This window comes from Hymenobacter cellulosivorans, assembly GCF_022919135.1.
In the GTDB taxonomy this organism is placed as follows: Bacteria; Bacteroidota; Bacteroidia; order Cytophagales; family Hymenobacteraceae; genus Hymenobacter; species Hymenobacter cellulosivorans.
This window is the reverse complement of sequence record NZ_CP095049.1, coordinates 1,134,516-1,146,602: the sequence shown is the minus strand read 5'-3', so window position 1 is coordinate 1,146,602 and position 12,087 is coordinate 1,134,516. Positions and strand designations below refer to the sequence as shown.

At 58.3% G+C, this 12,087-nt stretch carries 11 protein-coding genes; 4 read left to right on the top strand and 7 right to left on the bottom strand.

The genetic code is table 11. From position 1 onward, the window contains the following. Positions 1-34 precede the first annotated feature (34 nt). The gene (locus tag MUN80_RS04930) at positions 35-475 is read right to left on the bottom strand and encodes an SRPBCC family protein (RefSeq protein ID WP_244720387.1); all 441 of its coding nucleotides are present in this window, start codon (positions 473-475) and stop codon (positions 35-37) included. Positions 476-662: 187 nt separating this feature from the next. On the opposite strand from MUN80_RS04930, the gene MUN80_RS04925 reads away from it, so the two are divergent. The 3 genes from MUN80_RS04925 (at position 663) to MUN80_RS04915 (ending at position 2,844) form a co-directional block, all read left to right on the top strand. Further along, positions 663-920: a hypothetical protein gene (locus tag MUN80_RS04925; protein ID WP_244720385.1), complete on the top strand. Its 258-nt coding sequence runs from the start codon at positions 663-665 to the stop codon at positions 918-920. 99 nt (positions 921-1,019) lie between these two features. Beyond that, positions 1,020-1,742 (top strand): SIMPL domain-containing protein, encoded by a 723-nt coding sequence (locus MUN80_RS04920; protein ID WP_244720383.1) that lies wholly within the window; start codon positions 1,020-1,022, stop codon positions 1,740-1,742. A 97-nt stretch (positions 1,743-1,839) separates the two neighbouring features. Beyond that, on the top strand, positions 1,840-2,844 hold the full coding sequence (locus MUN80_RS04915) for an LLM class flavin-dependent oxidoreductase (protein WP_244720381.1): 1,005 nt from the start codon (positions 1,840-1,842) through the stop codon (positions 2,842-2,844). Between the two features lie 92 nt (positions 2,845-2,936). Here MUN80_RS04915 and MUN80_RS04910 read toward each other — a convergent pair whose 3' ends face one another. The 4 genes from MUN80_RS04910 to MUN80_RS04895 form a co-directional block, all read right to left on the bottom strand. Further along, positions 2,937-5,906: a DEAD/DEAH box helicase gene (locus MUN80_RS04910; protein WP_244720379.1), complete on the bottom strand. Its 2,970-nt coding sequence runs from the start codon at positions 5,904-5,906 to the stop codon at positions 2,937-2,939. A 178-nt stretch (positions 5,907-6,084) separates the two neighbouring features. After that, positions 6,085-7,314, bottom strand: a complete 1,230-nt coding sequence (locus tag MUN80_RS04905) for an FtsX-like permease family protein (RefSeq protein ID WP_244720377.1) — start codon at positions 7,312-7,314, stop codon at positions 6,085-6,087. Positions 7,315-7,488: 174 nt separating this feature from the next. Further along, the gene (locus tag MUN80_RS04900; RefSeq protein ID WP_244720375.1) at positions 7,489-8,298 is read right to left on the bottom strand and encodes a class I SAM-dependent methyltransferase; all 810 of its coding nucleotides are present in this window, start codon (positions 8,296-8,298) and stop codon (positions 7,489-7,491) included. A gap of 120 nt (positions 8,299-8,418) precedes the next feature. Continuing rightward, positions 8,419-8,856 (bottom strand): ribosome-binding factor A, encoded by a 438-nt coding sequence (locus tag MUN80_RS04895; RefSeq protein ID WP_244720373.1) that lies wholly within the window; start codon positions 8,854-8,856, stop codon positions 8,419-8,421. 180 nt (positions 8,857-9,036) lie between these two features. Here MUN80_RS04895 and MUN80_RS04890 point away from each other — a divergent pair, with 180 nt between their 5' ends. Next, positions 9,037-10,464: a hypothetical protein gene (locus MUN80_RS04890; protein ID WP_244720371.1), complete on the top strand. Its 1,428-nt coding sequence runs from the start codon at positions 9,037-9,039 to the stop codon at positions 10,462-10,464. A gap of 87 nt (positions 10,465-10,551) precedes the next feature. Here MUN80_RS04890 and rpiB read toward each other — a convergent pair whose 3' ends face one another. Together rpiB and tatC are read right to left on the bottom strand one after the other, a co-directional pair. Beyond that, positions 10,552-10,980, bottom strand: coding sequence for a ribose 5-phosphate isomerase B (gene rpiB, locus MUN80_RS04885; protein WP_244720368.1), 429 nt, complete (start codon positions 10,978-10,980; stop codon positions 10,552-10,554). Between the two features lie 127 nt (positions 10,981-11,107). After that, positions 11,108-11,965: a twin-arginine translocase subunit TatC gene (gene tatC / locus MUN80_RS04880; protein ID WP_244720365.1), complete on the bottom strand. Its 858-nt coding sequence runs from the start codon at positions 11,963-11,965 to the stop codon at positions 11,108-11,110. Positions 11,966-12,087 lie beyond the last annotated feature (122 nt).

The window sequence follows — 12,087 nt, the reverse complement described above, 5'->3', positions numbered from 1 at the left end:
CCAAACCCGGCCAGCCGCCGTTATGCCCGGCGCATTAAGCGAATGCGCGGCGGTAAATGGGCTTGCGGTAGGCAAACTGGGCCCACATCAGCGGGTAAAGCAGGGCATCGAGCAGGCGGGAAGCGGTGCGAAACTCCAGGTCATCCACAATCACGCTGCCACCACCAGAGTCGGGCTCGATGAGGTGACGATGGCGCCAGAACCGCAGCGGCGCGGGCAGCACCTGGCCTTCGTCGATAAAGAAATGGGTGCCGTCGGGCTGCACGCCGTGGTCGGTAATGAGGCTGGTCCAGCGCTGTCGTAGCGGCCCGCTGATGAGTTCAATTTCAACCTGGTCGCCGCGGTGGCAGCCGTCGAAGCGGTGGAGCTCGAGGCGCGGAAACGGTGGGGCCAGGGCCAGAAATAGCTCCCGGGTGAAGCCGGCAAAAACCTGAGCCGGCGGCTGGGCTACAGGCGTACGAAGCGTGACGTGCATAGGCCGTGCTAACTCTGATTTAGGCGCTTTGGTTTTGGGCTGCGGTTGGTTTGGCCAGCCAACAGGCTGAACAGTAAAATCCGAAAAAGCGCTGAAAACAGGTCGAGCTTAGCGTTTTTTCGGCCCACAAAGCCAGCCTCAGAGCAAAAACGGGCCGTACAAAGGCGGTACCCATATTCCAAGCACCATGCCGCTCCACCCCGAACTAGACAAGAAGCTGAGCAAGACCTACGAGCCCTCGGCCAGCATCAATGATGTGTTCAAAGGCTACGACATAACGTTTGTAACCAACGAAAACGGGGAGCCGATGACCTTATTTTTCGGTAAGCGCCGCCCCGATGGCCTCATTGCCGGGGAGCGCTACACACGCACAATCAAGCGGGAGCCCGACGGGGTGGCCGTGAAGTCGAGTCACTGGGATTTGCGCGGTAAAATTATGCGCTGAAGCTGAATTTTACCTTGGCAAAAGAAAACGGTGGCGCTTCATACGCTGATGAGCCTAAAATCAGTTATATAGGCTCACTCCTATCTTGCTGCTTTCCGTATGGCTCGACTTTTTCCTTTTGCAACAACTGTTCTTCTTCTAGGCGGGCTCGGAGCCTGTCAGTCGGTTCCATCGGCGTCGACGGTCCCGCGGCAGGTGCGGAGCGTGGGCTACGGCAGCGTCACGGTGTATCCTGATTATGCCGAGCTAACCGTAGACGCGGCCTTTACCCGGCCCCGGCTCAAGGATGCGGTGGCCGAAGTGCAAGGGGTTGTCGACCAGGTCCTGACGCTGTCCAAGCGGTATGCGCCGGGCCCCAACGACGTACGAGTGAGCAGTACTTCGTCGAACAAGGAATTCACCTACGCCCGGGGCAAGGAGGTATTCGTGGGCTTCAACTCCACGCAATCCGTAACGGTGCGGATTACTGACCTAAAACAGCTAAGCCCATACCTGGAAGAGCTGCTGGCAACCCGCATCAGCCGCATCAAAAACCTAAGCTACGGCCACACCCGGGCCGACAGTCTGCGCCGCGAGGCCGACGTGCTGGCCCTGCGCGACGCAGTCAAAACGGCCGACAAGATGTGTGCCGCCCTCAACGTGAAACGGGGTGCGGTGCTGGAAGCCAGTGATTCTTCCAGCCCCGAAAGCAGCTCCGGCGGTTATGGGCAGTCGGCTGATATCGAGCTGTACGGCAAGGGGTTCGGAGGGCAAGGCTTCAAGACGACTCCCGAACTGCTGCGCTTCAACAGCACCTGCACCTTAGCTTCGGCACTAGAGTAAGCGTTGAGCAGATCATCGGACGTGAAGCCGGGCAGTAGTTGCGGCCAGGGAAACAACCGGGTGCCGTAGGCTGTTTTAGAGCCTTACGTCGAAACCAATGCCTGAACATAGCTCCCGAGTGCCCGTTTCCATTCTCGATCTGGCGGCCATTACTGAAGGCTCCACGCCCGCCGATACGTTCCGCAACAGCCTGGACCTGGCCCGGCACGCCGAGCAGTGGGGCTACACCCGCTACTGGCTGGCTGAGCACCACAACATGGCCAGCATTGCCAGCTCCGCTACTGCTGTGCTCATCGGCCACATTGCCGGCGGCACGTCCCGCATCCGGGTCGGGTCGGGCGGTATTATGCTGCCTAACCACGCCCCGCTGGTCGTAGCCGAGCAGTTTGGTACCCTGGCCTCGCTCTATCCCGGCCGCATCGACCTGGGTTTGGGCCGGGCCCCAGGCACGGACCAGGTAACGGCCCAGGCCCTGCGGCGTGACCGGCTCGGGGCCGGCACCGATTTTCCGCAGCAAGTCCAGGAGCTCGAGCAGTATCTATCGGCTGATAACCGGGTGAACCGGGTGCGGGCCGTGCCTGGCGAAGGGCTGGATATTCCCATCTGGCTGCTGGGCTCCAGCACCTACAGTGCCCAATTGGCCGGCATGTTGGGCCGGCCCTTCGCCTTTGCCAGCCACTTCGCCCCGACACATTTGCAAGCGGCCTTGCAGCTGTACCGCTCTTCTTTCCAGCCCTCCGAGCACCTCGAAAAGCCCTACGCCGCCGCCTGCGTCAACGTCATCCTGGCCGACACCGACGAGCAGGCCCAGCAGCTGGCCACGTCTTTCCACCAGTTTGCCCTGAACATCATTCGCGGCACGTCGCGCCCCCTGCAGGCCCCGGTACCCAGCATGGATGGCCTGTGGAATGAGCTGGAAGAAGAAGCCGTGAGCCACATGATGGCCTATTCCTTTATCGGCAGCCCCGCCACGGTGCAGAAGCAGTTGCAGTATTTCCTGGGTGCCACTCAGGTCGATGAGTTGCTGGCCGTAGCTCACATCTACGACCACTCGGCCCGCCTGCGCTCCTACGAACTGCTGGCCGAGGTTAGCAAGTGGTAGGTTAGCCGATACAACAGCGCACAAAAACAGCCGAGGCTTCCACGGGAAATTTCCTGTGAAAGTCTCGGCTGTTTTTATTTTAATCAAGGAGGCTACCCCAGCAGTTCTTCAATATCCTCCTTGGTCAGGCTCTTGATAATGGCCTCGTCGGTGGTTATCAGGTCCGTTACCAGCTGAATCTTCTTGTTCTGCAACGCCAGGATTTTCTCTTCTACCGTGTTCTTGGTGATGAACTTGTAGGTGAACACCGTGCGCTGCTGCCCAATGCGGTGGGCCCGGTCGACGGCCTGCGCTTCTACGGCGGGATTCCACCAGGGGTCCAGGATGAAGACGTAGTCGGCGGCGGTGAGGTTGAGGCCCACGCCGCCCGCCTTGAGCGAAATCAGGAACACGCGCAGCTCCTCGGTTTCCTGGAAACGGGTTACTTCCTTGTGCCGGTCCCGAGTGTTGCCGTCGAGGTAAGCATACTCCACCTGCTTCTCATCGAGAGAGGCCCGCACGATATCCAGGTGCTTTACAAACTGACTGAACACCAGTACCTTGTGTCCTTCCGAAACCACGCTGCGAATCATCCGAATCACCTCCCGCAGCTTGCCCGACTCGTGCTCGTAGTCCTCGTGAGCCATACGGGGGTGGTTGGCAATCTGGCGCAGCTTGGTCAGGCCCTGCAGGAGCATAAATTGGGTGCCAGCCGTGCCGTGTTCCTCAATGTTCTTGAGGATTTTATTGCGGTAGTAGCTCTTGGTTTCCTCGTAGCACTGAGCCTGCTCCTCGGTCATAGGACAATAGCTCAGGTGCTCAATTTTGCTCGGCAATTCCTTGGCTACCTGGGCCTTGTGGCGGCGCAAAATGAACGGCTTTATCAGGGCGTGCAGCTTGCGGGTGCGCACCTCATCCTTGCCTTTTTCGATGGGCTTGAGGAATTCCTTGCGGAAAAATGTCTGGGTGCCCAGCAAGCCAGGGTTGATAAACGACATCTGGGACCAGAGGTCCATCGTGCTGTTTTCCACCGGCGTACCGGTCAAAATCAGGCGGTGGCGGGAACGGAGGCCGCGCACGGCCTGGGAGGTCGTGGAGCTCGGGTTCTTAATGGCCTGCGACTCGTCCAGAATCACGTAGTCGAAGCCGTAGCTCCGCAGCAGCTCTGCATCCAGCCGCACGATGCCGTAACTGGTCAGCACCACGTCGTAGTCGGCAAACTGCTCCACGTTTTTGTCGCGGTAGGTGCCGGTATATGTCAGAATACGCAGGCCGGGCGTAAACTTGGTAGCCTCACTCAACCAGTTGTATACCAGGGAAGTCGGCATCACCAGCAATGACGCGGCCCCTTGGGATTCCCCGCTTTCTTTGCGCTGCAGCAGCAGGGCCAGGGTTTGCACCGTCTTGCCCAGGCCCATATCGTCGGCCAGGCAGCCGCCGAAGTGGTAGTCTTTCACGAAGTGCAGCCAGTTGTAGCCCGCCTTCTGGTAGGGCCGCAGCTCCCCCATGAAGCCGGCCGGCATAGGCTGGTCTTCCACCGTTTCAAACCCGCGCAGGCGCTCCAGCTTGCGTGACATGGTCACGGTGGCCAAGTTGCCGTTCTGCAGATCCGACACCAACGCCAGGTGGTGCTTGCGCAGGGTCAGGGTAGACTGATGCTCCTCGGCAAAGGCAAACAGCTCCAGGTACTGCGTAAACCACTCCTCGGGGATAATGGCAATCTGTCCGTTGGGCAGGCGGAACTCGTGGCGCCGACCCAGAATGTAGGGCCGCAGCTTGATAAAAGGTATTTCGAACTCGCCGAAGCTCACCGTGCCGTGCACGTCAAACCAGTCGTTGCCCTCGGTGATACCCACCTGCACCGTTACGGCACCGATGAAATAGTCTTTGCTGGAGGTAGTACCCTGCTGCACCGTGAAGCCCATGCGGGCCAGCTCCTCGGCGTGGCTGTGGAGCCAGCGGAAGGCAGTGGCTTTTTCCAGCACAGCCCGGCCGTTGCGTACTTCCAGGGCGCGGTCGGCCAGCTCCCGGATGATTTCCTGCTCCCGGTCCAGGTTGCGGATCAGGCGGTGGAAAATGTAGGAATCCTCGTTCTTTTCCAGCTTCACGCACACCCGCTTGTCGTAACTGTTGTGCACAGTATGGTCGCCGTAGCGGAACGAGAGGTCGAAGTGGATGTGCTCCGAAGGGGCCATAACGGCTGTAACCGAGTCGCTGCTGCTACCGCCGCGGCGCAGGGCTGCGGGCCGGCTGCGGTCTTCCTCAGCTACTACGGTAGCGCCGGGCACGTCGGAGAAAGTCAACTGGGGCCGGGCCACGTAGCGCTCCGAACGGATATCGAAGCCACGGGCGTGCACGTCGAATGACTCTACCAGGGGGGCTACAAAGCGCTGGAAGTAGCTATCCTCGACCTGGCGCGGAATGATGATGAATTTCTTGTTTAGAAAAGGCTGCAGCTTCTTGCCGTCCACATCGTTGCGGAAGTTGTGCAGCGTATCGTTGAGCAGCATCCAGGCGGGCTGGAAGCACACCATTACCGCATTCTTAAACTGGAAGTCGAGCTTTTGGCCCTGGTACTGGATGGTAGGAAAATAGTGGGTACTGTCCTCGTTGCGGCGGAAGTGAAACAAAACCGAGGCGGCCTCCGGAGCCACGTTGATTTCCTTCCAGGTTGGCTCCCCATCCTTGCCCATAATAAAGACCTGCTTGCCCTGTAGCCGCTCCAGAATCTGGCCCATGCGGTCCTGCACGTAGCGGCAGATGTTGTCCTGCAGGCCTTTGTCGCCTTTGTCGGGGTCGTAAATCTTGAAGAAGAAATCAGCGGGCGTGGTTTTTTTGGCCCAGAATTCTTTAATCACCACATCCTGCTGGATCTGGTCGGTGAGGGCAATCAGCTCGAAGTCGACTTCGTCCAGGCCATCCGCAAATTCGGGCGCGTTCTTGGCCGATACTGTCTGGTGCTGCAGCGTAAGCTGCCCTTTGGCATTACGCTGAACCACATAAGATTCAAATAGATAGCCTAGATACTCGTGCTCAAGTAACGAATATACAATCTGAAAAGGCTGTGAAGTGGAAACCTTCATAGTCGGATGAGAAGCCTGAATAAGGCATTGAAATTAAGGACAAATACTAAATACCATGGTATTTATAGAAAAGTAAAATTTATTATTGAAATAGTGAAATTTATAAGACAGGGACACTTGCTGTGGGGGATGAATGGGCCTTGTAGGTAGATGAACTACTACACTAACCGCGAAAGGGTTACAAGTTCTCCCGCAAATCCAGCCGTGCTGCATTCAGGGCCGGCCGGATGGAAACGGTGATGGTGATGACGATGATGGCAATGCCGGTAAGTACAATATCGGAAAGCTGCATCTTCACTGGGTATGAGTCGACTACGCTCGTGGCCATGCCCATAGATACAATATGGAAGGTCTGTTGGGCCCAGCAAATACCAATGCCTAGCGTGAGGCCGGTAATGGCACCCACCTGGGCCACGATGGCGCCTTCGAGGAGGAAGATGTTGCGCACGGTGCGGCTGGTAGCACCCATGGCCAGCAGAATAGCTACATCCTTCTTCTTATCGAGTACCAGCATCGAGAGCGAAAAGAAGATGTTGAGCGAGGCAATCAGCAGAATGAAGGCGAAGGTGATAAACACGAACATCTTCTCCACCTTAATGGCCTTGAGCAGGCTCACGTGCTGCTCGTCGGAGTCGTGCACGTAGAAATCCTTGCCCAGTACTTGCTGCAAATCCTGCTTGACTTCCTCGATGGTGCGGCTGGCCCCGACTTTCACTTCCAGGGCTGTGCGGCGGTTGCCGTAGTTGAGCAGGCTCTGGGCAAAGTCGATGGGCACGAAGATGTAGCTGTCGTCGATGTGCTGCTCGATCAGGAAGACCCCGCCGGCAATGATGGTTTGCTGGCTGAAGGCCGTTTCCGGGTTCATCGACAGCGTTTTCTTGCCCGTGTTGCGCGGGTAGAGCAAGTGCAGGGGCGCAAAGCGGTTGTCGAGGGCGATGCTGAGTTCGTGCTGCACGCCGGCCCCGAGCAGGGCGTAGCTTTCGCCGCCGCGCACCAGGCGGTGGTCACCTTCCACGATGGCCGAGTCGATGTCGCTCTGAGCGAAGTAGTTTTCACTCACGCCCTTCATCTTCACGACCATCTGCCGGTCGTGGTACTGCAGCAGGGCGTTGTCTTCGATTACCTCGGTGAGCAAGCCCACGCCGGTCGTGCTGCGGATGCGCTGCAAAAGCTGCTCGTTGGTTTCGAAAGACTTGCCTTGCACGGCAGTGATGAGCAGGTCGGGGTCCGACTTACCGTAGAGCGTGCGCACCAAATCCTCCAGCCCGTTGAACACCGACAGCACGATGATCAGCGCCATGGTACCCACGGCCACCCCCACCATCGAAATGTTGGAGATGATGCTGATGATGTTCCGCTTGTTCTTGGACGAAAAATAACGCCGGGCGATGAGCAGGGAGACGTTCATGCAGGGCGCTTTTTAGGGTTGAAGGGAGGAGAAGGTCGGCAACACGAAGCACTTGTACGAAAGAAGCTGCAGAAAGCCGTGTTTACTGGCTGCGCTTCCAGAATTAGCAGGCAAGATAACGCGTGCAAGGCAATTAAGCCCAACCGCGGCCTGCTTACTTGGCCGGGTGCGGCATTATTTCCAGGCTTTCACAATCAGGCCCGTACCCGAGTCGTGCTTGGCCGTGGAGTCAATCCAGTTTAGCAGCAGGCAGAAGGGGAAGGTGATGAGGTAGTAAAACGGCAGCAGGATGAAAAACCACTTCGAGATGCCCAGCATCAGAATCGGGTATTTCATGCTCAGGCGCCACGAAATCTGGCCCGGCTCGCCGTAGCTGTAGCGGGCCTCAATCCGCTCGAAGCCGGCGGTGCGCAGCTTCTGCTGAATCTCATGGATGTTGTAGCCGTCGCGCACGTGCTCCTCGATGAAGCTCGTTTCACCATCGGCGTGCACGTCGGAGCCGCCCTGGTCACTGGGCGTCGAAATCAGCAGCATGCCGCCGTCCTTGAGGGAGGCGTGGATGTTGCGGAACACTTCCACGTCCTCCAGGATGTGCTCCATCACGTCGACCGACAAGGCCAGATCAAACGAGTTGGGCTCCTGGTACAACACTAGGTCCTGGACGGCAAACTGCACGTTGGTGCGCCCGATCTGGCGGAAAAACTGGTTGGAATCGGCAATCTGCTCGTCCTTCACGTCGACGGCCAGGATGTTCCACTTCTTGCTCAGGCCCGACAGCCAGTAGGTGTACTGCCCGTAGCCCGAGCCGGCGTCCAGAATGTTCAGGTTCTCATCCTGGCGGCCGGCGGCCCACTGGCGCAGCTCGCGGTGCACGTGCCAGGTGCGCAGCAGCAGCAGATCGAGCAGGGTATAGAACAAGCGGCGCAGCCACGGCGTGCGGTTAAACACCTGGCCCAGTGACTTCTTAATCGGGTCGTAATACAAGGGGGAAAATCGTGAGATGGTGAGATGGTGAACTGGTGAGTTTGCTCTTCTGGTGGCTCGATTCGCGCAGACTGCGCAGATCAAACATCAACTCACCAGTTCACAATCTCACCCTCTCACCTATTCGTCTTCGTCGGCGAACAGCTTGGGGCGGGCGGGGCCTTTCTCGTCGGTAGATTTGGGGTCGGAGCTGTCCTCGGGCGTTTCGGCCGGAATATCCAGCTTGCCCAGCACGGCGTCCATGTGGGCAGCGTACTCGGCACTGTCGTCGAGGAAGAATACCAGCTCGGGGATGATGCGTACCTGCTTCCGAATCCGCTTAGCCAGGGCCTGGCGAATCTCTTTGCTGTTGTCGCGCACTAGTTCGAGCAAGGCCGGACCGGTGTTGGCCAGCAGGCTGCTCAGATACACGCGGGCCACGCCCAAATCAGGCGACACCCGGATAGTACTGATACCCGGCAGCAGGCCGGGAAACAGGTGCGGTAAGTCGCGTTGAAAGACGGCTGCCAGGTCCTGCTGCAGGAGACTGGCAAACTTTTGCTGTCGTTTACTTTCCATAAGAATCAGCAAAGATAGGGAGTTGAGCAGTCAGGAAGTTAGCTACTTGGCTTTTCCCCGATAATTACGGCCGTAGGCTAAGGCCAGCTAGGAAAGCCTGGGGGTGGCGGCGCGGCTTGCCCGGATGCGCGTACCTTTGCCTTCCCTTGTCTTCGAGCATCTTAGAACCCCGCTCCCATCTTGCTTCGTTTCTTTAAAAGTCCGCTCCCGACGCGCCTGGTGGCGTTGCTGCTGCTGGTGCTGGCCCTGCGCCTGCCGCTGCTCTGGCTGGGAATACCGCTCACGGCCGCCGAGCTGCGGGCCCTGCTCATTGGCGAACGGCTCAATGAAGGCGCCCTGCTCTACCGCGACATCTACGACAGCACGGCGCCGCTGGCGGCGCTGCTGTTCGGGGCCCTCGATGCCCTGCTGGGCCGGCCGCTCTGGCTCTACCGAATTCTGGCCCTGGTGCTGCTGCTGTTTCAGGCCCTGCGCCTCAACCTCGTGCTCAACCGCGCCGACGTGCACCCCGACCGGGGCTTCGTAGCGGCCCTCACCTATCTGCTGCTGGCCAGCCTCACCACCGACCTAGATACTCTCTCGCCGCTGCTGATTGGTCACACCTTTATCATAGCAGCCCTGAGTGCCCTGCTGCCGACTTCGCGGGAAGGCTACGACAACCGCCGCCTGTTTCGGGCGGGTTTCCTGATCGGGGTGGCGGCCTTGTGTTACCTGCCGCTGGCCTTGTTTCTGCTGGTGGGTTTGTTTGCCGTTATCATCTTCGCCGCCAACTCGTTCCGGAGCTTTCTGCTGCTGGTGTGCGGCTTTCTGTTTCCTTACGCGGCGGCCGGCACCTTCTTTCTCTACACCGAGTCGTTGCCCAGCTTCGCCCAGCTTCACCTCAAGCCCGTGCTGAGCGGCCTGGTGGCTGGCACCGACGGCCTGCCGCTGTTTGTGCAGCTGCGCCTGCTGATTCTGCCTGGCATCGTGCTGTTGCTGGCCTTGTTCCGCTCCTTTACCACCTCGTTGGGCCTGGTGTTTCAGGTTAAGTTTCAGCAGCTGATGCTGGTGTGGCTGCTGGTGGCGGTGGCCATGGCGGCGGCGGGCCGGGGCATGGCGCCGGGCACAATGGTGCTGGTGTTGCCGCCCATCACGTATTTCTGTCTGTATCTGTGGCAAAAAGCCTCTCGGGCCTGGGTTCCCGAGTTGCTGCTGCTGCTGATTATTGGGGCCGTAGTGGTGGGGCGTTACCGCACCACGCTGGGCCTGGAAAGCGTCATTCAGATTCCGGCCGAGCAGCGCTACGCCGTGCAGCCCAACCCCGCCTATGCTGCCTTGCAGGGCCACCGCCTCCTGGTGCTCGGGCCCGACCGGCGCTCCTACCTGAATAACCGCCTGGCCACGCCCTACCTCGACTGGCGCCTGGCCCAGGTCGATTTTGGCCACCTGAACGAGTACAGCGCCATCTTCCGTTTGGCTCACAACTTTGCCCAACTGCCCCCGGAGTATATCATCGATGAAGCCGGCCTTGTGCCCGAGTTGCAGTATAAAGTGCCCGCCGTATTTGCCCGCTACCAGCTAACCCGGATTCCGAAAGTGTACCAGCGGAAAGGTGAAATGGTGAAATAGTAAAATGGTGAGTTCCATGTTCAGACGACGCAAACTGCGCATCCAGAACATAAAACTCACCATCTCACCATTTCACTATCTCACTGCCTAGCAGTCAATCTTGCTCACACGGTTTTGGTGGCGGCCGCCTTCGAAGGCGGTGTTGAGGAACTTGCTGACGATGGCGCGGGCGGTTTCCTCGCTCACGAACCGCTCAGGCACGCAGATGATATTGGCGTTGTTGTGCTGCCGGGCCAGTTCGGCCAGCTCCGGCTGCCAGGCAATGGCGGCCCGGATACCCTTGTGCTTGTTAGCGGTAATAGCCACGCCGTTGGCCGAGCCGCACACCAGAATTCCCTGCTCAAACTCGCCGGCGGTAATGGCGTCGGCTACTGGGTGCACAAAGTCTGGATAATCCACGGAATCAGCGGAATGGGTGCCGAAATCTTTTACTTCATAGCCGTTGTCGCGCAGCCAGTGGGCCAGCATTTCCTTGTAAGCAAAGCCGGCATGGTCGGAACCGATGGCAAGTTTCATGGGTAAGGTGCTAATTACTTAATGGGCTGATGCGTTATTAATGTGACGAATGGGAAAATGGGGGAATGTGCTGGGGGATTATTCTCAAATCACTAGCACACTCCCCCCATTTTTCCCATTCGCCACATTAGCTAATCCCGTTATTCTGGGCTAGCTGGGCGTTTAAGGCTGCCGTGCGGCCTTTGGCCACGATGCGGGCAATATTGATGCTCAGCTCGTAGAGAATCAGAATCGGGATGGTGACGATGATCTGGGCCGAAATATCCGGGGGGGTGATGACGGCGGCAATGATGAGGATGACCACAATGGCGTGCTTGCGGTACAAACGCATGATTTCGGGAGTAATCAGTCCGGCTTTGGCCAGGAAGAACACTATCATGGGCAGCTCAAAGACGAAGGCCGTGGAAATGGACATCGTAGTGAGCGTGCTCAGGTAGCTCTGCATATCAATCTGGTTCTCGATGGTCGGATCGACAGTGTACGAGGCCAGGAAGTTGATGCTCAACGGGGCCGCAATGTAGTAACCGAACATGAGGCCCAGCGCAAACAGCACCGATACGAAGAATACCGCGCCCCGGGAATTTTGCTGCTCGTGCGGATAAAGCCCGGGCTTAATAAAGCGCCAAATTTCCCAGAATGTGTACGGGAAAGCCAGCACGATGCCCACCATAAACGAGGTGCTGATGTGCATCGTCAGCTGCCCGCTCATCTCCCGGTTCTGGATGATAAAGCCGACTTTGTCCATGCACAAATCCGGGGCCCCGATCCACTGGCCAAACCGGCAGAACATGCGGTAGGTCCAGAAATCGGCCCGTGAGGGGCCTAGCAGCAGATCGTGAAAAAGGAAGTCTTTGTTGAAAAAAGCTATGGTGGCAAAAACGACAATCGAGATGGCCGAGCGGATAATGTGCCACCGCAAGGCCTCCAGATGGTCGATGAAGGACATTTCGTGCGCTTCACCCACAATGGGTTGGTCAGTATTCAAGGGAACAGGTGAAAGGGTGAGATGAGGAAATGGTGAGTTGTCGTGCAGACAAATACCGGTGGAGAAACAAACGAAAAACCCCGGCAACAGGATGCTGGTTGCCGGAGGACGGTGAAAAACTC

What these genes read in the sequence shown, in the direction of transcription:
- MUN80_RS04905 (WP_244720377.1), bottom strand. Translation starts at nt 7,314, where the DNA reads ATGAACGTCTCCCTGCTCATCGCCCGGCGTTATTTTTCGTCCAAGAAC.
- MUN80_RS04910 (WP_244720379.1), bottom strand. Translation starts at nt 5,906, where the DNA reads ATGAAGGTTTCCACTTCACAGCCTTTTCAGATTGTATATTCGTTACTT.
- MUN80_RS04930 (WP_244720387.1), bottom strand. Translation starts at nt 475, where the DNA reads ATGCACGTCACGCTTCGTACGCCTGTAGCCCAGCCGCCGGCTCAGGTT.
- MUN80_RS04920 (WP_244720383.1), top strand. Translation starts at nt 1,020, where the DNA reads ATGGCTCGACTTTTTCCTTTTGCAACAACTGTTCTTCTTCTAGGCGGG.
- MUN80_RS04915 (WP_244720381.1), top strand. Translation starts at nt 1,840, where the DNA reads ATGCCTGAACATAGCTCCCGAGTGCCCGTTTCCATTCTCGATCTGGCG.
- rpiB (WP_244720368.1), bottom strand. Translation starts at nt 10,980, where the DNA reads ATGAAACTTGCCATCGGTTCCGACCATGCCGGCTTTGCTTACAAGGAA.
- MUN80_RS04925 (WP_244720385.1), top strand. Translation starts at nt 663, where the DNA reads ATGCCGCTCCACCCCGAACTAGACAAGAAGCTGAGCAAGACCTACGAG.
- MUN80_RS04895 (WP_244720373.1), bottom strand. Translation starts at nt 8,856, where the DNA reads ATGGAAAGTAAACGACAGCAAAAGTTTGCCAGTCTCCTGCAGCAGGAC.